General features: G+C 72.4%; 20 protein-coding genes. 5 read left to right on the top strand and 15 right to left on the bottom strand.

The genetic code is table 11. From position 1 onward, the window contains the following. Window positions 1–37: 37 nt before the first annotated feature. The 7 genes from Cba03nite_RS05120 to hemE form a co-directional block, all read right to left on the bottom strand. The gene (locus Cba03nite_RS05120) at window positions 38–925 is read right to left on the bottom strand and encodes a carbohydrate ABC transporter permease (RefSeq protein WP_203742447.1); all 888 of its coding nucleotides are present in this window, start codon (window positions 923–925) and stop codon (window positions 38–40) included. Between the two features lie 10 nt (window positions 926–935). After that, window positions 936–1,892 carry a carbohydrate ABC transporter permease gene (locus Cba03nite_RS05115; RefSeq protein WP_203742445.1) on the bottom strand — a complete coding sequence of 319 codons (957 nt, stop codon included), beginning with the start codon at window positions 1,890–1,892 and terminating at the stop codon, window positions 936–938. Window positions 1,893–1,975: 83 nt separating this feature from the next. Beyond that, entirely contained in the window at window positions 1,976–3,355 is a 1,380-nt protein-coding gene (locus tag Cba03nite_RS05110; protein WP_203742443.1) for an ABC transporter substrate-binding protein, read from the bottom strand. 820 nt (window positions 3,356–4,175) lie between these two features. Beyond that, window positions 4,176–5,195, bottom strand: a complete 1,020-nt coding sequence (locus tag Cba03nite_RS05105; RefSeq protein ID WP_203742436.1) for a LacI family DNA-binding transcriptional regulator — start codon at window positions 5,193–5,195, stop codon at window positions 4,176–4,178. Window positions 5,196–5,291: 96 nt separating this feature from the next. Beyond that, complete coding sequence (gene hemQ, locus Cba03nite_RS05100; protein WP_203742434.1) at window positions 5,292–5,999, bottom strand: hydrogen peroxide-dependent heme synthase; 708 nt, start codon at window positions 5,997–5,999, stop codon at window positions 5,292–5,294. After that, window positions 5,996–7,393 (bottom strand): protoporphyrinogen oxidase, encoded by a 1,398-nt coding sequence (gene hemG / locus Cba03nite_RS05095; protein WP_203742432.1) that lies wholly within the window; start codon window positions 7,391–7,393, stop codon window positions 5,996–5,998. Before hemG ends, hemQ begins: the two co-directional genes overlap by 4 nt. Next, the gene (gene hemE, locus Cba03nite_RS05090; RefSeq protein WP_203742424.1) at window positions 7,390–8,460 is read right to left on the bottom strand and encodes a uroporphyrinogen decarboxylase; all 1,071 of its coding nucleotides are present in this window, start codon (window positions 8,458–8,460) and stop codon (window positions 7,390–7,392) included. Before hemE ends, hemG begins: the two co-directional genes overlap by 4 nt. Before the next feature lie 102 nt (window positions 8,461–8,562). On the opposite strand from hemE, the gene Cba03nite_RS05085 reads away from it, so the two are divergent. Next, window positions 8,563–9,135, top strand: coding sequence for a DUF3000 domain-containing protein (locus tag Cba03nite_RS05085; RefSeq protein WP_203742422.1), 573 nt, complete (start codon window positions 8,563–8,565; stop codon window positions 9,133–9,135). 73 nt (window positions 9,136–9,208) lie between these two features. Here Cba03nite_RS05085 and Cba03nite_RS05080 read toward each other — a convergent pair whose 3' ends face one another. Together Cba03nite_RS05080 and Cba03nite_RS05075 are read right to left on the bottom strand one after the other, a co-directional pair. Beyond that, entirely contained in the window at window positions 9,209–9,985 is a 777-nt protein-coding gene (locus Cba03nite_RS05080; RefSeq protein WP_203742420.1) for a hypothetical protein, read from the bottom strand. A gap of 59 nt (window positions 9,986–10,044) precedes the next feature. Then, entirely contained in the window at window positions 10,045–11,196 is a 1,152-nt protein-coding gene (locus Cba03nite_RS05075; RefSeq protein ID WP_239125479.1) for a S1C family serine protease, read from the bottom strand. A 165-nt stretch (window positions 11,197–11,361) separates the two neighbouring features. Here Cba03nite_RS05075 and Cba03nite_RS05070 point away from each other — a divergent pair, with 165 nt between their 5' ends. The 3 genes from Cba03nite_RS05070 (at window position 11,362) to Cba03nite_RS05060 (ending at window position 16,181) form a co-directional block, all read left to right on the top strand. After that, window positions 11,362–12,702 carry a ribonuclease D gene (locus Cba03nite_RS05070; RefSeq protein ID WP_203742416.1) on the top strand — a complete coding sequence of 447 codons (1,341 nt, stop codon included), beginning with the start codon at window positions 11,362–11,364 and terminating at the stop codon, window positions 12,700–12,702. Window positions 12,703–12,960: 258 nt separating this feature from the next. Next, a complete protein-coding gene (locus tag Cba03nite_RS05065) occupies window positions 12,961–14,157 on the top strand; it encodes a thiolase family protein (protein ID WP_203742414.1) in 1,197 nt (398 codons plus the stop codon). Further along, on the top strand, window positions 14,154–16,181 hold the full coding sequence (locus Cba03nite_RS05060) for a 3-hydroxyacyl-CoA dehydrogenase NAD-binding domain-containing protein (RefSeq protein ID WP_203742410.1): 2,028 nt from the start codon (window positions 14,154–14,156) through the stop codon (window positions 16,179–16,181). The genes Cba03nite_RS05065 and Cba03nite_RS05060 overlap by 4 nt, the downstream gene beginning before the upstream one ends. 102 nt (window positions 16,182–16,283) lie before the next feature. Here Cba03nite_RS05060 and Cba03nite_RS05055 read toward each other — a convergent pair whose 3' ends face one another. The 5 genes from Cba03nite_RS05055 to Cba03nite_RS05035 form a co-directional block, all read right to left on the bottom strand. Next, the gene (locus Cba03nite_RS05055; protein ID WP_203742407.1) at window positions 16,284–16,715 is read right to left on the bottom strand and encodes a PIN domain-containing protein; all 432 of its coding nucleotides are present in this window, start codon (window positions 16,713–16,715) and stop codon (window positions 16,284–16,286) included. A 3-nt stretch (window positions 16,716–16,718) separates the two neighbouring features. Beyond that, window positions 16,719–16,919, bottom strand: a complete 201-nt coding sequence (locus Cba03nite_RS05050; RefSeq protein WP_203742399.1) for a type II toxin-antitoxin system VapB family antitoxin — start codon at window positions 16,917–16,919, stop codon at window positions 16,719–16,721. A gap of 105 nt (window positions 16,920–17,024) precedes the next feature. Continuing rightward, entirely contained in the window at window positions 17,025–17,414 is a 390-nt protein-coding gene (locus tag Cba03nite_RS05045; RefSeq protein ID WP_203742392.1) for a VOC family protein, read from the bottom strand. Continuing rightward, window positions 17,411–18,553: a sensor histidine kinase gene (locus tag Cba03nite_RS05040; RefSeq protein ID WP_203742476.1), complete on the bottom strand. Its 1,143-nt coding sequence runs from the start codon at window positions 18,551–18,553 to the stop codon at window positions 17,411–17,413. Before Cba03nite_RS05040 ends, Cba03nite_RS05045 begins: the two co-directional genes overlap by 4 nt. Before the next feature lie 17 nt (window positions 18,554–18,570). Next, complete coding sequence (locus Cba03nite_RS05035; protein WP_203742390.1) at window positions 18,571–19,248, bottom strand: response regulator transcription factor; 678 nt, start codon at window positions 19,246–19,248, stop codon at window positions 18,571–18,573. Between the two features lie 119 nt (window positions 19,249–19,367). Between Cba03nite_RS05035 and Cba03nite_RS05030 the strand changes: the two genes are divergently transcribed. Further along, window positions 19,368–20,642, top strand: a complete 1,275-nt coding sequence (locus Cba03nite_RS05030; protein ID WP_203742388.1) for a C39 family peptidase — start codon at window positions 19,368–19,370, stop codon at window positions 20,640–20,642. A 10-nt stretch (window positions 20,643–20,652) separates the two neighbouring features. On the opposite strand, the gene Cba03nite_RS05025 is transcribed toward Cba03nite_RS05030, so the two are convergent. Further along, the gene (locus tag Cba03nite_RS05025) at window positions 20,653–21,951 is read right to left on the bottom strand and encodes an outer membrane protein assembly factor BamB family protein (protein WP_203742386.1); all 1,299 of its coding nucleotides are present in this window, start codon (window positions 21,949–21,951) and stop codon (window positions 20,653–20,655) included. Between the last annotated feature and the right edge of the window lie 9 nt (window positions 21,952–21,960).

Here is a 21,960-nt window from a genome sequence, read left to right as displayed (position 1 = left end):
TGGAGATGGAACGGGCGGAGCGGACCGGGCGGCCCGGCTACTCCTTGAGGCCGCCGGCGGTGAGGCCGGACATGATGCTCCGCTGGAAGATCAGGAAGAAGATGATCGTCGGGATCGCGGCGATCACCGCTGCCGCGACGACCACGTTCTGCGGCGTGCCGCCGGAGAAGGCGTAGATGCCGACGCTGATGGTGCGCGTCTCTGGTGAGGGCATGACCAGCGCCGGCCAGAGGAAGTCCTTCCAGACCGCGGTCACCGCGAAGATGGACACCACGCCCAGGATCGGCCGTGAGATCGGCAGGATGATCGACCACAGGATGCGCATCGACCCCGCGCCGTCCATCGTCGCCGCCGACATCAGATCCTCGGGGATCGAGTCGAAGAACCGCTTCAGCAGGAAGATGTTGAACGCGTTGGCGACCGCGGGCAGCCAGATCGCGAACGGCGAGTCGATCAGGCTGATGTCCAGGATCGGCATGTCGATCACGGTCACGTACTGCGGGATGATCAGCACCATCGCGGGGATCATCAGCGTGGCCAGCATCGCGCCCAGCACGATGTTGCCGAACCGGGGCCGCAGCTTGGACAGCGCGTACGCCGCCGCCGTGTCCAGCACCAGCTGGAACGCCAGCGCGCCCAGCGCGTAGTAGACCGTGTTGAACAGCAGCTTGGCCAGGGCCAGCCGCTCCCACGCGTCGGAGTAGTTCGCCGGCTGCGGGTCGCTCGGCCACAGCGTCGGCGGCGTCTGCGCCAGCTCCGGGCTGGACTTCAGCGCGCCGGTGACCATCCAGTACAGCGGGCCGATGAAGACCAGCGTGAAGACGATCAGCACGGTGATGAGCAGGCTCCAGTAGATCGCCTTGCCGCGGCCCCGGGAGACCTGCGCGAAGGAGATCAGTGACCGGGTCTCGGAAATCTGCGCCATGACTCGTCCCCTAGTCCTGTTTCGCGTTCAGCCGGGCGTACACGGCGGAGAAGCCGATCAGCGCCACGAGCATGATCACGCCCAGCGCCGCCGCGCCGTTGAGGTCGTTCTGGAAGAAGCCGTGCTGGTAGATGAGGTACACGACCGAGGTGGCCGAGTCCTGCGTACCGGCGCCGTTGGCCAGGATCAGCGGCTCGATGAACAGCTGCATCGTCGCGACGACCTGGAGCATCGCCATCAGCGACAGGATCAGCCGGGTCTGCGGGATGGTCACGTTGGTGATCCGCCGCCAGATGCCCGCGCCGTCCAGCTCGGCCGCCTCGTACAGCTCGCCGGGGATGTTCTGCAGCGCGGCGAGGTAGATGAGGATCGCGCCGCCCATGTTCATCCAGGTCGAGGCGAGCACCATGGCCGGCATCGTCATGTCGGCCGACTGCATCCACTGCGAGGTGGGCAGGCCCACCGCCTTCAGCATCGCGTTGAACAGGCCCGCGTCGCTCGGGTCGTACGCCAGGTACTTGAACAGGAACAGCGCCGACGCGGGCGGCAGCATCACCGGCAGGTAGACCAGCACGCGCAGGTAACCCTTGGCGTGCCGGAACTCGTTGAGCAGCACCGCCAGGAAGAAGGGGACCGCGTAGCCGAGGATCAGCGCCAGCACCGTGAAGTAGAGGGTGTTCTTCCAGGCGATCCAGAAGCTCGGGTCGTTGATGATGCGGTCGTAGTTGTCCCAGCCCACCCACGTGGTCTCACCACGCCGGGTCCGCTGGAAGCTCATCACGACGCCGCGGATCATCGGGTACCAGGAGAAGAAGGCGAAGCAGATGACCGCGCCGGCCAGGAACCCGTATCCGGTCAGATTGTCCTTGATACGGCGGTTGCGCCGGGCCCGGCGTGGATCCGCGGGCGGCTGGGGCGCTTGGCTGCCGACGTCGATGCCGGTGCCCGGAACGGTGGCGATCGCCATGTCTTCACTCCCGAGGGAAAGGGTGAGGTCAGGTCCGCGCGGAGGGCGGGGGGCCGGCGCCGGGCCGGCCCCCCGCCGTCTGATTACTTGGCGGCCTGCGCGAGGAGCTGGTTGACCTTCTCCTCGGCCTTCTTCAGCTCTGCGTCGACGTTCGCGTTCGGGTTGGTCAGGATCGCCGACATGGCGCTGTCGAGGATCGCGTAGATGCCCTGCGCGTTGGCCGGCTCGAACTTGATCGGGACCGGGTTGTTCTCGAAGGCGGCGAAGTCCTCCGGCGCGATGTTGCCGTTCGCCTTACGCAGGTCGAACTCGGCCTTCTGCGACGCGCTGCCCGGGGTGAACAGCTGCGGCTGCGGGAGACCCACCTGCTCGCCCAGGCCCTTGGCGCGGACGTAGTCGAACTGGCCCTTGCCCGGGGTGAGCTTCTCGAACGCCAGCCACTTCAGACCGGCCTTGATCTGGTCCTCGGAGAGGCCCGCCTTGAAGAAGTAGCCCTCACCGCCGCCCAGCGTGCCCTTGGCCGGGCCGTCCTGGCCGGGCATCGGGCCCATCGCCCAGTCCTCGTACTTGCCCTGGAACTGGGTCACGATCGCGGTGGTCGCGTCCGGCGCGCCCACGAACATGCCGACCTTGCCGGCACCGGCCAGCGTCAGCAGGTCGCCCCAGCCGAGCAGCTGGCGCGAGCCCATGCTGTTGTCGGCGTAGCGCATGTCCTTGAGGTTCTGCAGAACCTTCTTGCCCATGTCGTTGTTGAAGTCGGCCTTCTTGCCGTCGGCCGACACCGGGGTGCCGCCCTGGGAGAACAGCTCGGCGGTGAAGTGCCAGCCGCCGGTGTTGCCCGAGCTGTACTCGCCGTAGCCGGCGACGCCGTCACCGAGCGCCGCGATCTTCTTGGCGGCGTCGCGGACCTCGGCCCACGTCTTCGGCGGGCTCTTCGGGTCCAGGCCGGCCTTGGCGAACAGCGTCTTGTTGTAGACCAGGCCCATCGAGTAGTTCTTGGTCGGGATGCCCCAGACCTTGCCGTCCTTGGTGAACGTGTTCTTGGCGTCCGCCAGGACGTCGTCCCAGGTGGGGATGTTGTCCTTGTTGGCGTAGGCGGTGATGTCCATCGCCTGGCCGGAGTCGATGACCTGCTGCACGTCGGTCATGTAGCCGTAGAACACGTCGGTCATCGAGCCGCCGTTGAGGCGGGCGGTGAAGTCCGGCGGGTTGGCGCACTGGGTGCCGACCGACACGCTCTTGATCTTGATGTCGGGGTTGGCCGCCTCGAACGCCTTGACGTCGTCGTTCCAGGCCTGCAGCAGGTTCTTCTGCGCGCCGACCGGCATGCAGTCCACCGTGATGATGGTCTTGCCGGCGGCGTCAGCCTCGTCATCGCCCTTGGTGGAGCAGGCCGCGAGGCCCAGTCCCAGGCCGGCCGCGAGCGCGATCGCGGCGACCCTCCGGAAGTGCGGTACGGACATCTGTCCATCCCTTCGGGAACAGGAATCTTGATCTACGTGAACCGCGGCGAGAGGTGTCCGCGGCGGCGTCGTTTTGTTGCGCTGGCTTCCGTGTGACCTGCCTCGCATTTTCCAAGGTCAGGCTTACGTGAAGTCACTGTAGCGATGGCGACTCATTGCCGCAAGGTATCAAGATAGTTACGCAAAATTTCGACGGGACGTTGTCGTGTGGCGGGGTGGTGTCTGTGCTGCAAGGGATGTGTGTGGCGGGGCTCACGGGGGATGTGTCGAGATGGTTTCGCAATCATCTCGGCATGCTGTCGTGTCTTTGCGGTTGGTTGTTGCGGAGTGGGTGCACGGAAGTCATGAACGTGCAGGTCAGTGGTGGGAAGGTGGCGTTCTGCCGTCAGTTGCGGTGGCGTGGGGGGTGAAGGGCGGCGCCGAGGACGGTGGGGGTGGGGTTCGCGGGTGCGTTTACGCAACGTTTCAGCGCGGCTGGGGCGCTGGTGGTGGGGCGGTGCTGTCTTGATCGCGAGTTCGTGTCGGGAAGTGGGGTCTGGCCTTAGGGTTGGACACGAAGTGGCGATCATCGTCCGCTGAAACGGACAAACCGGGCCTCGTGAAGGCGCGGGCCCGGGGAATGGGACAGGCCCCGTCGCTGGCGGCGACAGGGCCTGTGTTGGTACGCGGTGCGTGTAGCTGGTCGGCGGTGCGTCGGGGGTCCGGCGCGGCCGCATGATCGTCTGACTTGCCTGGCACTTGGGGGTATCTTGCGCGCGCTTTTGCCCACTTGCCTGGCAAGTTGGACGATCAAGGGGGCGGGGCGGGCGGAGGGGTGGGGTCAGTCGGCGGTGCGGGCCTGGGCGGGGACGCGGGGGGCCGTGGGGGTTACGGCGGCGGTGGAGCCGCGGACTACGAGTTCGGTTTCGAAGAGGAGTTCGTCGGCGGGGACTACGTTGCCGGCGATTTCGCTGACCAGGAGGGCTACGGCGGCCTGGCCCATGGCTTCGATGGGCTGGCGGACGGTGGTGAGGGGTGGGTCGGTGCAGGTCATCACCGCTGAGTCGTCGTAGCCGACGAGGGAGATGTCGCCGGGGACGGTGAGGCCGAGGCGGCGGGCGCCGCGGACGGCGCCTAGGGCGAGGACGTCGCTGGCGCAGATGATGCCGGTCACGCCTCGGCCGATGAGCCTTGCCGCCGCGGCGTGGCCGCCCTCCATGGAGAAGATGGTGCGCTCGACGAGGTCGTCGGGGCCGGGGAAGGCCTGGCGCTTGCGCTGGGAGGGCATGTGGTCGGGGGGGCCGAGGATGAGGCCGACGCGGTCGTGGCCGAGGGAGGCCAGGTGGTTGTAGGCCTGTTCGGTGGCTACGGCGTCGTCGGCGGAGACGCGGGGGAAGCCGAGGTCCTCGATGCCGGCGTTGACCAGTATGGCGGGCAGGCCGCGGTCGAGGAGGCGGCGGTAGTGCTCGTGCTCGGCGTCGGCCTGGGCGTAGTTGCCGCCGGCGAAGATGACGCCGGAGACCTGCTGCTCCAGGAGCATGTCGACGTAGTCGGACTCGGCCACGCCGTCGGCGGTGCGGGTGCACAGGACGGGGGTGAAGCCGCGCTTGGCCAGTGCGCCCGCGACGACCTCGGCGAAGGCGGGGAAGATCGGGTTCTGCAGCTCGGGCAGCACGAGGCCGACCAGACGTGCACGTTCGCCGCGCAGCTTCGTCGGGCGCTCGTAGCCGAGCACGTCCAGGGCGGTGAGCACGGCCGTGCGGGTGGCCTCGGAGATGCCGGGCCGGCCGTTGAGCACGCGGCTCACGGTGGCCGTGCTCACTCCCACGTACTTCGCCACTTCGGCGAGTCTGCGCGTCATGGTACGCAAGTGTAGGGCACGATCGTGCAAATCAGTTGCACGGGATGCCCTACAGTTTGCGTTCGATTTCTCGCGGCCCTTGCCGTGGGAGCGTTCCTACGGGAGGGAGGAGACGATCTCCTCGACCGAGCGGCGGCGGCCGGTGTAGAACGGCACCTCCTCGCGCACGTGGCGGCGGGCCGTCGAGGCGCGCAGGTCGCGCATCAGGTCGACGATGCGGTGCAGCTCGTCGGCCTCGAAGGCGAGCATCCACTCGTAGTCGCCCAGGGCGAACGAGGCGACCGTGTTGGCGCGGACGTCGGGGTAGCCGCGGGCCATCTTGCCGTGCTCGGCGAGCATCTCGCGGCGCTCGGCGTCGGGCAGCAGGTACCACTCGTACGAGCGCACGAACGGGTAGACGCAGACGTAGCGGCGGGCCTCCTCGCCGGCCAGGAACGCCGGGATGTGGCTCTTGTTGAACTCGGCGGGGCGGTGCAGGGCCGCCTGCGACCAGACCGGCGTCAGGCACTTGCCGAACGCGGTGCGCCGGAACAGGCCGTACGCGTCCTGCAGCGCGTCGGCCGAGGACGAGTGCCACCAGATCATCACGTCGGCGTCGGCGCGCAGGCCGGCCACGTCGTACACGCCGCGGATCGTCACGTCCTTCTCGGCGAGCTGCTGGAACAGCCCTTCGACCTCGCTCGCCGCCTCGGACCGGATCGACGGCATCGGGGCCTTGGCGCGGAACACCGACCACATCGTGTACCGGATGGTGTCGTTCAGCTCGCGCAGCCGGGCGGCGTTGCTCTGTTCCTGCTCGCTCATTGCTCTGATCCTTCCAGAATCCGGACGGCGGCCTGCTCGGCCGAGTTGACGCAGGCGGGGATGCCGACGCCGTCGAACGCCGCGCCGGCCAGGGCGAGAGGGAGCCCGCTCAGCAGGTCACGCGCGGCGGCGACCCGGTCGACGTGACCGGGGGCGTACTGGGGCAGTCCCCCGCCCCAGCGGGTGACGGAGGCGGCCGTGGGCGCGGGCAGCGTCGTGCCCAGCACGGTGCCGAGGTCGGCGAGCGCGGCCTGCACCAGCTCCGCGTCCGGGCGCTGGAGCGCGGCCTGCTCGCCGTGGCGGCCGACGCTGGCGCGCAGCAGCACGCCGCCGGGGCGGGCGTGGTGGGCCCACTTGGTACTGAAGAAGGTGGCGGCTTTGATGGTCAGGCCCTGGTCGGCGGGCACCAGGAAGCCGCTCAGCGTGGGCAGCTCGACGCCGGTCAGCTCCAGGGTGACCAGGCCGATGCTGGCGTAGTCGAGCGTGCCGACGAGCTCGGCGGCGTCGGGTGCGACCGGCTGCAGCAGCCGGGAGGCGGGGCGGGCGGGGACGGCCAGCACGACGTCGTCGCAGGTCAGGCGGGGGCCGCGGGCGCTCGTGGGGGCGTCGGGGGCGGCCGCGCCGACGTACACGGCCCAGCCGGCGCCGTCGCGTTCGAGGCGGCGGACGGGCAGGCCGGTGCGGATCTCGGCGCCGCGGGCGCGCAGTTCGGCGGCGGCGGCGTCGATCAGCGTGCTCAGGCCGCCGCGCAGGGTGCCGAAGACGGGGGCGCCGGAGCCGTGGGCGCGGCTGGCGGCCGTGGTGCGGGCCACCGCCTCACGCAGGGTGTGCTGCTCGCCGAGCGCCCGGTGCAGGGCGGGCATGGTCGCGGCCAGGGAGAGGCCGTCGGCGCTGCCCGCGTACACGCCGCCGAGCAGCGGGTCGACGAGGTGGTCGACGACCTCGTCGCCGAGGCGCTCTCGGACCACCGCGCCGACCGCCCGGTCCTCGCCCGGGGCCAGCACAGGGGCGCCCCGGTCGGTGTCCCGGTCGGCCGTCGCCGCCACGCCGTCGAGCGTGGTCTGCGGGCCGGGCACGCCCATCACGTGGCCGGTGGGCATCGGGCGCAGCGCGCCGCGTACCCACAAACCGGCGCCACCCGCCACGGGGTGCACCAGGCGCTCGGCCAGGCCCAGCGACTCGACCAGGCGCATCGCGCCGCTGGGGCCGCCCGCCGGGTCGCGCATCAGGAACTGCTCGGCCCCGGTGTCGACCCCGTCCGGCCGGGTGCTGATCTTGCCGCCGAGGCGGTCGTACTGCTCCACCACGGTCACCCGGTGGCCCGCCGCCGACAGGCGCAGCGCCGCAGCCAGGCCCGCGATCCCGCCCCCGACGACGACGGTGTGCGCGGTCATCGGGCGCTGAGCTCGTGGACCAGCTCGACGACGCGCGTGAGCACGGTGGGGTCGGTCTCCGGGAGCACGCCGTGGCCGAGGTTGAACACGTGGCCGGGCGCGGTGCGGCCCTCGGCCAGGATGCGGCGCACCTCGCGCTCGACGACCTCCCACGGCGCGAACAGCACCGCGGGGTCGAGGTTGCCCTGCACCGGGTGGCCGGGCACCAGCTTGGCGGCCTGGTCAAGCGGGGTGCGCCAGTCGACGCCGACCACGTCCGCGCCCGCCTGGGCCATGGCCGGCAGCAGCAGCGCGGTGCCCACCCCGAAGTGGATGCGCGGCACGCCCGCATCCGTCAGGCCCTCCAGCACGGCGCGCGAGTGGGGCAGCACGTACTCGCGGTAGTCGGCCTCGGAGAGCGCGCCGACCCAGGAGTCGAACAGCTGCACCGCGCTCACCCCGGCGGCGATCTGCACCTTGAGGAAGGTCAGCGTGATGTCGGCCAGGCGGGCCAGCAGCGCGTGCCACAGCTCCGGGTCGCCGTACATCAGCGCCTTGGTCTGGGTGTGGTTGCGCGACGGGCCGCCCTCGACCAGGTAGCTGGCCAGCGTGAACGGCGCGCCCGCGAAGCCGATCAGCGGGGTCTCCCCCAGCTCGGCGGTCAGCAGCCGCACCGCCTCGTCCACGTAGGACACGGCGGCCGGGTCGAGCGGGCGGACCCGGTCGAGGTCGGCCATGGTACGGACCGGCTCGGCGACGACGGGGCCGGTGCCGGCCACGATGTCCAGGTCGACCCCGGCGGCGTCGAGCGGCACCATGATGTCGCTGAAGAAGATCGCCGCGTCCACGCCGTGGCGGCGCACCGGCTGCAGGGTGATCTCGGTGACCAGGTCGGGGCGGCGGCACGACTCCAGCATGCGTACGCCCGCACGCAGCTCGCGGTACTCCGGCAGGGAGCGCCCCGCCTGCCGCATGAACCACACCGGCGTGTGCGTGACCGGCTCGCCGCGGCACGCTCGGACGAAGGTGGAGCCCGCCGTCGGGCGGCTCCCGGGACTGGTCTGCTCTGCGCTGCTCATCCAGGCCATCGTGCCACCGGGCGGAAAACGCTCGCCGAACGGGTCGCACGGATGTGAGCTGTCGGCGCGCCGTAGCGGGACAACGGTCCCGGCGCCCCCTAGGGTACGGCTATGGCGCTGACGACCGTACTCCCCGAGACGTTCACGCGCGCCGTCGCCGCGCTGCGTGCCGCCCAGGCCCGGGACGAGATCGCGCTGGAGGAGGTGCCCGCGCCGAGCCGGCTCGCCCCGTACGCGTTCGCCCTCGGCGCGACCGTGCTCCGCCGGGGCGAGGAGGTCACCACCGGGCGGCTCATCCTGCTGCACGACCCGGCGGGCCACGAGGCGTGGGAGGGCGACACCCGGCTCGTCACGTACGTCACCGCGGAGCTGGAGCCCGAGCTGGCGACCGACCCGCTGCTGCCCCAGGTGGGCTGGAGCTGGCTGGTGGACGCGCTCGACGCGCACAGCTCCGGCTACGCCGCGATCGGCGGCACGGTGACCCAGACCATCTCCAGCCGCTTCGGCGCGCTGGCCGCCGACGGGCCGCCCACCACCGACCTGGAGCTGCGCGCCTCCTGGACGCCGCTGGACCTGCACCTGGAGGGCCACGTCGCGGCCTGGTGCGCCCTGCTGGCCTCCACCGCGGGCCTGCCGCCGGTCGGCGTCTCGGCCCTCCCCCTGCGGCGCGGCGACCACCGCTGACCGTCTCCGCATGACCGAAGCTCCCGCCTGGCCGCGCTGACGGCCTGACGGGAGCTTCAGTGATGTGGGGAGATCAGAGATAGGCCTTGCAGGCCTTGTCCATGGCCTTGAGCTTGGACTCGCTCGGGGAGGCGAAGAACGCGTCGAGCTTGTCGAGGCAGCCGGTCATGGCCTTGTTCTCGTTCTGCACGCCCTCGAGGTCCTGCTTGGACTTCTCCAGGTCGTCCCTGGTGCTGTCGAGCACGTTCTTCTGCGTGGAGAGCTCGCTCTCCTTGTTCGCGATGGTCTTGTCGCGGTCGGCGACCTGCTGGGTCAGCGTGGCCTTGGTGTCGCTCAGCTCACCGGACTTCAGCACGAACAGCGTGGTCATCACGCCGGTGGCGAGCACCAGCAGGCCGGTGGCGATCGCCAGCAGCAGGGTCGCCTTCGACTTCTTCGGCGGCGCGGCCACCGCGGCCGGGTAACCCGGGTAGCCGGGGTAGCCCGAGGTCGGGTACGCCGACACCGGCACCGCCGACACCGGGTAGCCCTCCGGCTGCGCCGGGACCGGGGCGTAGCCGGCCGGGTAGGCCGCGGGCTGGGCCGCCGCCGGGTACGCCTGCTGCGGCGCGGCGGGGTACGCCTGCTGCGGCGCGACCGGGTACGCCGCGGTGGGTGCCGCCTGCGCGGGCACGGCCTGCGCCGGAACGGGCTGGGCGGCGACGGGCTGGGCAGCCGGAGCGGCGGCCTGGGGCGCGGTCACGGCCGGGGCCGCGACGGGCAGTGCTGCGGTCTCCGCGGCGGCGGGCTGCGGCGCGGCGGCGGGCACCGGCGCGGTCGCCTCGTCGGGCGGGGACGCGGGGTGGGTCATGTCTCTCTTCCTCCGTGATGGTGGTGCGTGGTGCTTGCCGAGCCGGAAAGGGGTTCCGGTCAGCAGATGTCGATGCTCTTGCAGGCGTCGGCGATCGGGATGGCGAGCCCGAGGCCCTCGGCTTCGAGGTATCCGGCGACGGCGATCCCGACGACCTCCTGCTGGCCGTTGATGACCGGGCCGCCCGAGTTGCCGGGGTTGATGGCGGCGTCGAACTGCACCATCGGGCCCTCCTCGTAGCCGGTCTCCCGGATGGCGCTGATGACGCCGCTGGTCACGGTGTCGGTCAGGCCCAGCGGCGCGCCGACGGCGATGACCTGCTGGCCGGGCTTGGCCGCGACCGCGGCCACGGTCAGCCCCTTGAACTTCGCCGTGGTGTGCAGGTGGGCCACGTCGCGGACCTTGTCGACGCGGACGATCTTGACGTTGAAGCGCTGCCCGGCGCGGGTGATCTCGGCGGTCCGGCCGCCCTTCTTCCAGACCTCCTCGACCACGTGGTAGTTGGTGAAGAGGTTGGTGCCGCCGTCGGCGGCCTGCGGCCCGACCGCGAACGCGGTGCCGATGGAGCGGCCCGCCTCGACCCGGAACACGCTGGGCAGCACGGCCGCGGCGACCTTCTCCACATTGAACGCGCCGCCGACCTCCTTCTCCAGCTCGCCGAGCCGCGACTCGGCCGCGTCGAGGCGGCCCTTGTCCTCCTGCTGCAGCCTGCTCAGCCGGTCGTCCGCCCGCTCCAGCGCCCCGCCGAGCTGCTCGATGCGCACGGTCTGCCAGGCGACCAGCCCGACCAGGACGGCCAGCAGGGCGGCGATCAGCGCGCCGGGCCGCACCAGGCGGCGCAGCAGCCCGGGACGCGCGGCCGGCGGCTGGCCCGGCGGGAGGTGACCGGCGGGCAGCATGGCGTGCGGCGGCACCGGGTACGGCGGCGCGGCGTGCGCCGCCAGGTGTGGCGGGAGGGCCTGCGGGTGCGCTGGGGCCGCCTGCGGGTGCGGCGGGACCGCGTGCGGCGGGACCGCCTGCGGGTGCGGCCAGGGCTGCGGGGCGGCGGGCGGGAACGGGCCCGCCATCGGGCCGGGCGCGGGCGGGAAGGGTCCGGGCACCGCCTGCTGCGGGATCACCGCGGCGGCCGGTGGAGCCTGCGGCACCGCGGGCACGGCGGCGGGCACGGCCGGTCCGGCGGCGGGCATGGCGGGTTCGGGACCCGTGGTCATGGCGTTTCCTCCCCGTGGCACCGCCCAGGTCCGAGCGGCTGGCACAACATACTCGGTGACGGCGAATCCCAACATCCCTGTTTGCGGGCCTGTATGAAACCTCCACCGACGCGCCATACCGGGGTGCTGCCGCCAACCCCGGGTGCCTGGCCGTACGGTGTGACCATGACCGACGAGGACGCACCCCTGCGCCGTCGGACCCGCCACCGCACGCCGACGGGCGAGGTGGCGCCGGACGGGACGACGAACGGCGCGGGACCGAGGCTGCTGACCGAGCCGGCCGACGGCACCCCTGCCCCGGTCGACACACCTGCCGGGCTCGCCGAGGTGGTGGCCCGTTTCGCCGCGGGCACCGGCCCGGTCGCGGTGGACGCCGAACGGGCCTCCGGCTTCCGCTACAGCCAGCGCGCATACCTGGTCCAGCTGCGCCGCAAGGGGGCCGGCACGGCCCTGATCGACCCCGTGCCGCTGCCCGACCTGTCGGCTTTGGACGATGCACTGGCCGACACCGAGTGGGTGCTCCACGCGGCCAGCCAGGACCTGCCGTGCCTGGCCGAGGTGGGGCTGAGACCACGCCGTCTCTTCGATACGGAATTGGCCGCCCGGCTGGCCGACTTCGAGCGGGTCGGGCTCGCCGCGCTGACCGAACAGCTACTCGGCCGCACCCTGGAGAAGCATCATTCGGCAGCCGACTGGTCGACCCGGCCGCTGCCGCACGACTGGCTGACCTACGCCGCGCTCGACGTGGAGCTGCTCGTGGAGCTGCGCGACGCGCTCGACGTGGAGCTGGCCCGGCAGGGCAAGTCCGAGTGGGCCGCCGAGGAGTTCGCCGCGCTGGTCTCCGGGGGCGCCCGGCCGCCCCGGCAGCGCACCGACCCGTGGCGGCGCACCTCCGGCATGCACCGGGTGCGCGGCGCGCGCGCCCAGGCCCGGGTGCGGTCGCTGTGGTACGCCCGGGACGCCATCGCGGTGCGCCGGGACACGGCGCCCGGCCGGGTGCTGCCCGACGCGGCGATCGTCGCGGCGGCCGAGATGAACCCGAAGACCGAGCGCGAGCTGCTGCTGCTGCCCGGCTTCGGCGGGCGCTCGGTGCGCCGGCTCGCGGCGACCTGGCTGGAGGCGCTGGAGGACGCGCGCGGCCTGCCCGACGACGCGCTGCCGACGACGCCGCAGTTCGACGGCCCGCCCCCGCCGCACCGCTGGGCGGACAAGGACCCGGAGGCGGCCGCGCGCCTGGCCCGCTGCAAGGAGGTGGTGACCAGGACCGCCGAGGAGCACCACCTGCCCCCGGAGAACCTGATCACCCCCGACTTCGTACGCCGACTGGCCTGGGAGCCGCCGGTGGAGCCGGACGCCGACACGGTCACCGAGGTGCTCCGCGGCTTCGGCGCCCGACCCTGGCAGTGCGGGCTGCTCGCGGCCGAGCTGGCTCAGGCGCTGATCGCCCCGCCCCCGGCGGAGGAGACGGACGAGGAGGCTGAGCAGACGCCCGGCGACGGCTCCTGAGCCGGACCCCTGCCGGGTCGAAGTCGATCGCTGCGCTGGTCTGTGCCTCCGCGCCGACGAGCGGCAGCCGGATCGACGCGGTCACGGTGCGCCGTGGTCGAGCCGTTGCGCTGCGACCGCCGGATGGGGATCACGTGTGTCGGTCTTCTACACAGGGGCAACACGGGCTTGTGAGTCAAGCCACAGCCGGTCTCTTCACTGATCTAGTTACTCACGAGTAGCATCCGGATCAGCTCCCTAACTGCAAGGAGGCAGACCGTGCCCCGTCAAGTACGCGACGTCGTCTTCGTCGACGGCGTGCGCACCCCGTTCGGCAAGGCGAACGGAGGCATCTACGCGAACACCCGCGCCGACGATCTCGTCGTCCGCTGCATCCGCGAGCTGCTGCGCCGCAACCCGCAGCTGCCGCCGGAGCGCGTCGACGAGGTGGCCATCGCGGCCACCACCCAGATCGGCGACCAGGGCCTGACCATCGGCCGCACCGCCGCGCTGCTGGCGGGCCTGCCCAAGACGGTGCCCGGCTACGCGATCGACCGGATGTGCGCGGGCGCGATGACGGCGGTCACCACGGTCGCCTCCGGCATCGCCGTCGGGGCGTACGACGTCGCGATCGCGGGCGGCGTCGAGCACATGGGCCGCCACCCGATGGGCGAGGGCGTCGACCCCAACCCGCGCTTCCTCGCCGAGAAGATCGTCGACCCGTCGGCGCTGGTCATGGGCGCCACCGCGGAGAACCTGCACGACCGGCTCCCGCAGCTGACCAAGGAGCGGGCCGACGCGTTCGGCCTGGCCAGCCAGCGCAAGACCGCCGCCGCGTACGCCGCCGGCAAGCTGCAGGGCGACCTGGTCACCGTCGCCACCCGCGACCCGGAGACCGGCTGGGGCCTGGCCACCACCGACGAGGCGCCGCGCGAGACCAGCATGGAGAAGCTCGCCAGCCTGAAGACCCCGTTCCGCCCGCACGGCAAGGTCACCGCGGGCAACGCGGCCGGCCTGAACGACGGCGCCACGAGCTGCCTGCTCGCCGCCGAGGACGTGGCCCGCGAGCTGGGCCTGCCCATCGGCATGCGCCTGGTGTCGTACGGCTTCGTCGGCGTCGAGCCCGAGGTGATGGGCGTCGGCCCGATCCCGTCCACCGAGCGCGCGCTGCGCCTGGCCGGGCTGACCATCGACGACATCGGCCTGTTCGAGCTGAACGAGGCGTTCGCGGTGCAGGTGCTGGCGTTCCTGGACCACTTCGGCATCGCCGACGACGACCCGCGGGTCAACCCGTGGGGCGGCGCGATCGCCGTGGGCCACCCGCTGGCCTCCTCCGGCGTACGGCTGATGACGCAGCTGTCGCGCCACTTCGCCGAGCACCCCGAGGTGCGCTACGGCCTGACCGCCATGTGCATCGGCATCGGCATGGGCGGGACCGTCATCTGGGAGAACCCGAACTGGGAGGGCGACAAGTGAGCGAGATCGTCACTCACGCCAAGCTGCGGCTGATCGCCGTACCGGGGCTGGACAGGCCGGCCGCGCTGATCACGCTGGACAACGGCCTGGACCACACCAAGCCGAACACCTTCGGCCGGGAGGGCCTGACCTCGCTCTCGCAGGCGATCGACGAGGCGCAGGCCGCGTCGCCGTCGTTCATCGCGGTCACCGGCAAGCCGTACATCTTCTGCGTCGGCGCGGACCTGACCGGCTTCGCCGCGATGACCTCGCGCGAGCAGGTCGTCCAGATCGGACGGCTGGGCCACGCCACCTTCGCGAAGCTGCGCGAGAGCAGCGTGCCGACGTTCGCGTTCGTCAACGGCGCGGCCATGGGCGGTGGCCTGGAGGTGGCGCTGCACTGCCACTACCGCACCCTGTCGCAGGGCGCGGCGGCGCTGGCGCTGCCCGAGGTGTCGCTGGGCCTGATCCCCGGCTGGGGCGGCTCGCAGCTGCTGCCGAACATCGTCGGCATCGTGCCCGCGGCCCAGGTCGTGGTGCAGAACCCGCTGATGATGAACAAGATGCTCAAGCCCAAGCAGGCCTTCGAGATGGGCATCGCGGACGCGCTGCTGGAGCCCGCCGACTTCCTGGAGCGCTCGCTGGAGTGGGCCGCGGGCGTCGTCAACGGCACCGTCACCGTGAACCGGCCCGAGGTGGACCGCTCGGAGATGTGGGACGCCGTGGTCGGCTTCGCCCGCACCGAGCTGGACAAGCGCCTGCACGGCGCGGTCCCGGCCGCCTCGAAGGCGCTCGACCTGCTGACCCTGGCCAAGAACGGGGTCACCGCCGAGGGCATCGAGACCGAGATCCAGGCCCTGGCCGACCTCGCGGTCACCCCGGAACTGCACAGCGGCCTCTACGCCTTCGACCTGGTGCAGCGGCGGGCCAAGCGCCCGGCCGGCGCGCCGGACAAGAGCCTGGCCCGCAAGGTCACCAAGGTCGGCATCGTCGGCGCGGGCCTGATGGCCTCGCAGCTCGCGCTGCTGTTCGCCAAGCGCCTGGAGGTCCCGGTCGTGCTGACCGACCTCGACCAGGCCCGGGTGGACAAGGGCGTCGGGTACGTGCACGCCGAGATCGACAAGGCGGTCGCGAAGGGCCGCATGTCCACGGGCACCGCGGCCAAGCTGCGCGGCCTGGTCAGCGGCTCGGTCGACAAGTCCGTCTTCGCCGACGCCGACTTCGTCATCGAGGCCGTGTTCGAGGAGCTGTCGGTCAAGAAGAAGGTCTGGGCCGAGCTGGAGCAGATCGTCAAGCCGGAGGCGGTGCTGGCCACCAACACCTCCTCGCTGTCGGTCACCGCGATGGCCGCCGACCTGGCGCACCCGGAGCGGGTGGTGGGCTTCCACTTCTTCAACCCGGTCGCCATGATGCCGCTGCTGGAGATCGTGCGCGGCGCCGCCACCGACGACGCCACGCTGGCCACCGCGTTCGCGGTCGGCAGGCAGCTGAAGAAGAGCTGCGTGCTGGTCAAGGACGCGCCGGCGTTCGTGGTCAACCGGATCCTCACGCGCTTCCTGGGCGAGATCTGGAGCGCCGTGGACGCGGGCACCCCGATCAAGACCGCCGACCGCGCACTGGACCCGCTGGGCCTGCCGATGCGGCCGATGGCGCTGCTCTCCCTGGTCGGCCCGGCCGTCGCCGCGCACGTCGGCGGCACGCTGCACGAGGCGTTCCCGGACCGCTTCTCGGCCAGCCCGAACCTGGCAGCGATCGCCAAGTCGGGCCTGCCGCTGCTGGTCGACGAGCGGCTCAACCCCGAGGTCGAGGCGCTGCTCGTGCAGGGCGACGCCCCGCTGACCGCGGAGGAGGTGCGCGGGAAGGCGCTCGCCGCGCTGGCGCAGGAGATCCGGCTCATGCTGGACGAGGGCGTGGTGGCCGAGGCCGCCGACATCGACCTGTGCATGATCCTGGGCGCGGGCTGGCCGTTCCACCTGGGCGGCATCACCCCGTACCTGGACCGCGCCGGAGTCTCCAGCGCCGTGACGGGCCGCACCTTCCGCTGAGCGCGGCCTCGCGAGGCGCGCGCGAAGATCGCCGTTTCGTGTCACAACCTCGGGTGAGAGCCCAGGTTTCGACACGAAACGGCGATCTTCGCAGGCGGCGGCTCAGGCGACCGAGCCGCGGGGCACCACCCAGCGGGCGCGGGCGCCCACCGCGTCGCAGATGCGTTCGTAGTCGCTGTCGTAGTGCAGGACCACCGCGTCGTGGGCGGCCGCCACAGCGGCCACGAACAGGTCCACCACGGAGGTGCGGTGCTGCCCGGACGACGCCAGCGCGGCCTGCGCGGCCAGCGCCTTCTCCTCGACCACGTCGTCGCCGTTGAGCATGATCGTCGCGTCGAGCAGCTCGCGCAGGCGCCGGTACTCGTCGGCGTTGCGTGCGCTGTAGCAGACCTCGGCCACGAGCAGCGCACACGTGCCCAGCTCGCCGGAGCGGGTCAGCTCGGCCAGGGAATCGGCCACCGGCGGCAGGGTGCGCCGCGCCCAGACCGAGGTGTCCACCAGGTAGATCGGGAACGGGTATCGGATCGCCGCCACCGGTCACCGGCCTGCGGCGCGATAGTGCTCCTCAGGATCGGCGATGACGGGTATGTCCGCGGTCTCCGCCAGCAGCGTCTGCAACCGCCGCCGGCGCAGCACGTCGCGCAGCGCGGCGTTGACCGCATCGGTCTTGGTCCGCACGCCGAGCAGCTCCATCACCTCGACGCAGGCGTCGTCGTCAAGATTGATCACGGTTCGCACGACGGCCTCCTAAACAATCTTGATATCACCTCAGGCTTTAAACGATACCAGCTTGCGCGTACGGAGGCACTCCGGCGGCGGCCGTCCCCGCCGGAGTGCTGCCCGTCAGACGTCGGCGGTGGCGCGTTCGGCGGCGGAGCGCTCGACGCAGAACTCGTTGCCCTCCGGGTCGGCCAGCACCGCCCAGCCGGTGCCGTCAGGGTTGCGCAGGTCGGCGACGAGGGTCGCGCCGATGCCCAGCAGCCGCTCGATCTCCTCGTCCCGGCTGCGGTCGGTCGGCTGCAGGTCGAGGTGCAGGCGGTTCTTCACGCTCTTGGCGTCCGGCACGGCGATGAACAGCAGGTCGGGTGCGTCGTCGGGCGACATCAGCAGCGCCGCGGTGTCCTCGGGCTTGTCGTCGGGATGGCGCGGGTGCCCGGTCACCTCGCTCCAGAAACCCGCCAGGGCGTATGGATCGGAGCAGTCCACGGTGATATGCCGGATCGAAGACGTCATTGCTCCGATGCTAGGGGGAGGGCGATGGTGACCTCCATGCCACCACCGGGCAGCGCCACCGCGCCGACCGTGCCGCCGTGCGCGGTACACACGGCCTTCACGATGGACAGCCCGAGGCCGGAGCCCCTGGCGCCGGTGCGTTCCCGGCCGCCCCGCCGGAACGGCTCGAACAGGCCGGACACGTCCACCTGGTCCACGGTGAACCCGGTGTTGCCCACCATCAGCCGGGCATACTCACCGTCGTGCCGGCTCTCCACCCAGATGCGGCCGCCGAGATGGTTGTAGCGGACCGCGTTCTCGATCAGGTTGCCCGCGAGCCGGTCGAGCAGGCTCGGGTCGCCGATGACCGGCGCCGGGCGCAGCTCGGTGCTGACCGACAGCTTGGTGCGGCGGACCTCGTGGTCCATCGCGGACAGCGCGCTCACCACGCCGGTGCCCAGGTCCACCGGCTCGCGGCGCAGGCCGGTGCGGCCCTCGCTGCGGGCCAGCATGAGCAGCGCGTCGACCAGCGCGTTGGCGCGCTCGGAGGCGTCACGCACGACGGTGGCCATCCGGCGCAGCTCGGCGACGTTCGCCTCGGGGTCGGACAGGGTCACGTCGATCTCGGTACGCATGACCGCGAGCGGCGTGCGCAGCTCGTGCGAGGCGTTGGCGACGAAGCGGTGCTGGGCGGTGAACGCGGCGCCGAGCCGGTCCAGCATCGCGTCGAAGGTGTCGGCCAGTTCGGCGACCTCGTCGTCGGCGCCGGTGTAGCGGATGCGCTGGTCGAGCGTCTCCCCGCCGAGGCGGCGGGCGGTGGCGGTGACGTGGTGCAGCGGCCGCAGCGCGCGGCCCACGACGGCGTACGCGCCGATGACGCCCACGATGCTGATCGCCACCACGGCGACCAGGCCCTTCGCGGTCAGCTCGGTCTGCGCGGCGGCGAGCAGCGCCTCCTGCCAGGCGCGCACGTCCAGCTGGCGGCCGTCGGCCAGCCGCACGACGGTGCCCGCGGCCAGCTCGTCGGCGGGGTGCAGGGCTGCGCTGACGACGAGCCAGGCGACCAGCATCAGCAGGGCGCCCGCGCCGAGCAGGAGCACCCCGTTGAGCAGGGTGAGCCGCAGGCGGAGGGTGGGGCGCAGGCCGCGGCGGGCGGGCACCCGGACCGGACGGGAGATCACGCGTGATCCTCCCCCGCGGCCGGGATGCGGTAGCCGGCGCCGACCAGGGTCTCGATGAGGCCCGGCTGCCCGATCTTCATGCGCAGCGTACGCATGGTCACCCGCACTATCGTGGTGAACGGGTCGGTGTTGGCGTCCCAGACCCGCTCCAGCAGCTCCTCGGTGGAGACGACGCCGCCGCGCGCCCGCAGCAGCTCCTCCAGCACCCCGAACTCCTTGTTGGTCAGGTCGATCAGGGTGCCGGCCCGGGTCACGGACCGTTTGGCGGGGTCCAGCTCCAGGTCGGCGGCCTTGAGCACGGGCGGGGTGACCGGGGTGGCGCGCCGCCCGAGCGCCTGCACCCGAGCCACCAGCTCGTCGAACGCGAAGGGCTTGGGCAGGTAGTCGTCGGCACCCAGCCGCAGGCCCTCGACCCGCTCGGCGACGCTGCCGCTGGCGGTCAGCATCAGCACCCGCGTCAGCGCACCGGAGCCGACCAGCTCGGCGCAGAGCTGGTCGCCGTGCATGCCGGGCAGGTCCCGGTCCAGCACCACCACGTCGTACCGGGTGACGAACGCCATCTCGTGCCCGGTGCTGCCGTCGTAGGCGACGTCCACCGCCAGACCGTGCCGCCGCAGACCGCGGGCGATCGCGTCGGCCAGATGCCGCTCGTCCTCCACCACCAGCACCCGCACGTCTCCACCCTCTCTCGCGGCCTGTCTCCGCCCACGAAGATAGAGCCCCCAGGCCATTGCAAAAAATCTTCGGCTATATGACGCTCAATGCAGAGAATCGCCAAGATACGGAGGCACTGATGGATCGACGTGACGCACTGCGTTCGGCGGCCGGCGCGGTCGCCGAGGGCGCGTCCGTCACGGCGCCGGGCGGCGGCGCATCAGGCGGCACCACCCCGGCCGGGCGGGACGTCGCGTTCCACCGCTGGGACACGCCGCAGCGCTGGGCCGAGGGCAGCGGCAGCGGGGTCTTCGCGGGCACCGGGGGGCTGGCGTTCGCCGCCCCCACCGGCACGCTGACGCACACCGACCCCCGCTCCGGCACCACCGCCGAGTACGAGACCGCGACCTGGACCGGCCCGCGCAGCAGCGGCGGCTTCCCCGCCACCGAGCTGATCCCCTCCTGGACCGCGGCCACACCCGGCGGCAGCTTCCTGCGCGTCGAGCTGTCCGGCGAGACCGCGGCGGGCACCACCACCAAGTGGTACCGGATGGGCGACTGGGCCGCCGACGACACGGCCTTCCGGCGCACCTCGCTGCGCGGCCAGGGCGACGCCGACGGCGACGTGAACGCCGACCTGTTCCGGGCGGCCCCGGGCCGCGCGCTGACGTCCTGGCGGCTGCGGGTGACCCTGCTGCGCCCGGCGGGCAGCACGGACGTCCCGGTGCTGCACAGCCTCGGCGCGGCGGCCTCGGCCCTGCCCGCGCCCGGTGAACTCGCCCCGAGCCTCCCGCTCGCGGCGCAGGGGCTGGTGCTCGACGTGCCGGCGTACTCGCAGGAGATCCACGCCGGGGAGTACCCGCAGTGGAACGGCGGCGGCGAGGCCTGGTGCTCGCCCACCTCGACCGCGATGGTGCTGGCCTACTGGGGCACCGGCCCCGGCCCGGCGGACTACTCCTGGGTCGACCCCGGCTACGCCGACCCGTGGGTGGACTACGCCGCCTCGCACACCTACGACCACGACTTCGACGGCTGCGGCAACTGGCCGTTCAACACGGCGTACGCGGGCCGGTTCGGGCTGCGCGGGTTCGTCACCCGGCTGCGCTCGCTGAACGAGGCCGAACGGTTCATCGCGGCGGGCATCCCGCTCATCGCCTCGGCGTCCTACCGCAAGGGCGAGGTCCCCGGCCTGGATTACGGCACCAAAGGCCACCTGATGGTGCTCGCCGGCTTCACCTCCAGCGGCGACCCGGTGCTCAACGACCCGAACTCGCCCAGCAACGACCAGGTGCGCAAGCCCGTCGGCCGGGCCGAGTGGGAGGCCGCCTGGCTGAACAGCAGCCGGGGCGTCGTCTACGTGATCCACCCGGCGTCGGTGCCGCTGCCGGCGCCGCCGGTGCAGGCCAACTGGTGACCCGGCCCGGTCACCGGGTGTAGCGGTACACGTCCAGGCCGCCGAGCAGCGCCTGGCACACCACCAGGCCCGCGTCGGCGGTCCCGCGCGTGTCCGCCCAGCAGCGGTCCAGGGTGGGCCCGCCGACGCCGAGCACCCGCGGCCGCCCGGACCCGGCCGGCTCGGCCGCGCCGAACCAGGTACGGTCGTCGCCGACGTACGCCAGCAGCACCGACCGGCCGTCGTGCTCGATCACGCTCCAGTCGGCCAGCCGCAGCAGCACGCGGCCGGTCACGGTGTCCCGCAGCACGCCGTACCGGGGACGCTCGTTGACGTTGGACACCAGCACCCCCGGCGCCAGCGCGTAGGAGCCGCCCACCTGCCCCTGCCAGCGCGCCGCGCCGTCGGCGGGATCGAGCACCCAGACCCGGTCCGAGTCGGTCACGCACACCATCGGCGCGCAGTCCTCCACGTAGTACGGGTAGCCGCCGACCGGGTGGGCCACGTCCCACACCGGCTCCAGCGCGGGCAGCCGCAGCGCGGCGATCCGGCGCGCGCCGTCCCGCTCGTACGCCGCCACCACCAGGTTCGCGGCCACCTGCATACCCTCGGTGCCGGTGGGCAGCGGTCGCGGCTCGCCCAGGACGCCGTCCGGGGTCAGCAGCCTGGCCTGCGGCCGTCCAGCCGTCTCGAACAGCACCAGGCCGGCCAGGTCGGGCCCGACCCGGTAGGGGGTCCACCCCTGCGGCGCCGACATCGCACGCCGCCACAGCTCGCGGCCGCTGGCCACGTCCCGGCCCCCGAGCCACTCCCGCTCCGCGCCGCCGCCCAGCACCGCCGTCCACTCCGCCGCGCGCGGGGCGACGCCCAGCAGCATCGCCCGGGCCTGCCACAGCGCCGTCCCGGTGTCCGGCTCGACCGCGTACGTGGTCCACATCTCCGCCGGCGCCGCGCTGTCGATCAGTGTCACCAGCAGCGTCCGTCCCGCCCGGACCGCGCTGAACACCTCGGTGGACAGCCCCTCCAGCGGCAGCCGCCAGCGCACCGCGCCGCCGTCGATCGCCAGCAGGGCCCGGCCGCCGTCCCGCCGCTCCAGCGCCAGCGCCAGGTCCCCGCTGAGCACCACCGGCCCGGTCACCGGCGGGTCGAAGTGGGCGACCAGCACCAGCGGCGGCGGGGGCACGACCGCCGACCCGCCGAGGCCGAGCAGCCCGGCCAGCACCACGGCGACCAGCGCCGCGCCCCGCCGCGCGGCACGCGACACGAGCGGCCCCGCCTCGGGCTCGTCGTCGAGCCCGCGCGGATCGCCGAGATCGATGAGCACAGCCATCGCAACCCT

The sequence above is a fragment of the Catellatospora bangladeshensis genome, from assembly GCF_016862575.1.
Classification (GTDB): Bacteria; Actinomycetota; Actinomycetes; order Mycobacteriales; family Micromonosporaceae; genus Catellatospora; species Catellatospora bangladeshensis.
Note: the sequence above shows the minus strand (reverse complement) of the source record. Positions and strands in the feature narration are given on the sequence as shown.

Coding starts and splice junctions, on each gene's coding strand:
- Cba03nite_RS05120 (WP_203742447.1), bottom strand. CDS start 925: ATGGCGCAGATTTCCGAGACCCGGTCACTGATCTCCTTCGCGCAGGTC.
- Cba03nite_RS05115 (WP_203742445.1), bottom strand. CDS start 1,892: ATGGCGATCGCCACCGTTCCGGGCACCGGCATCGACGTCGGCAGCCAA.
- Cba03nite_RS05110 (WP_203742443.1), bottom strand. CDS start 3,355: ATGTCCGTACCGCACTTCCGGAGGGTCGCCGCGATCGCGCTCGCGGCC.
- Cba03nite_RS05105 (WP_203742436.1), bottom strand. CDS start 5,195: ATGACGCGCAGACTCGCCGAAGTGGCGAAGTACGTGGGAGTGAGCACG.
- hemQ (WP_203742434.1), bottom strand. CDS start 5,999: ATGAGCGAGCAGGAACAGAGCAACGCCGCCCGGCTGCGCGAGCTGAAC.
- hemG (WP_203742432.1), bottom strand. CDS start 7,393: ATGACCGCGCACACCGTCGTCGTCGGGGGCGGGATCGCGGGCCTGGCT.
- hemE (WP_203742424.1), bottom strand. CDS start 8,460: ATGGCCTGGATGAGCAGCGCAGAGCAGACCAGTCCCGGGAGCCGCCCG.
- Cba03nite_RS05085 (WP_203742422.1), top strand. CDS start 8,563: ATGGCGCTGACGACCGTACTCCCCGAGACGTTCACGCGCGCCGTCGCC.
- Cba03nite_RS05080 (WP_203742420.1), bottom strand. CDS start 9,985: ATGACCCACCCCGCGTCCCCGCCCGACGAGGCGACCGCGCCGGTGCCC.
- Cba03nite_RS05075 (WP_239125479.1), bottom strand. CDS start 11,196: ATGACCACGGGTCCCGAACCCGCCATGCCCGCCGCCGGACCGGCCGTG.
- Cba03nite_RS05070 (WP_203742416.1), top strand. CDS start 11,362: ATGACCGACGAGGACGCACCCCTGCGCCGTCGGACCCGCCACCGCACG.
- Cba03nite_RS05045 (WP_203742392.1), bottom strand. CDS start 17,414: ATGACGTCTTCGATCCGGCATATCACCGTGGACTGCTCCGATCCATAC.
- Cba03nite_RS05030 (WP_203742388.1), top strand. CDS start 19,368: ATGGATCGACGTGACGCACTGCGTTCGGCGGCCGGCGCGGTCGCCGAG.
- Cba03nite_RS05025 (WP_203742386.1), bottom strand. CDS start 21,951: ATGGCTGTGCTCATCGATCTCGGCGATCCGCGCGGGCTCGACGACGAG.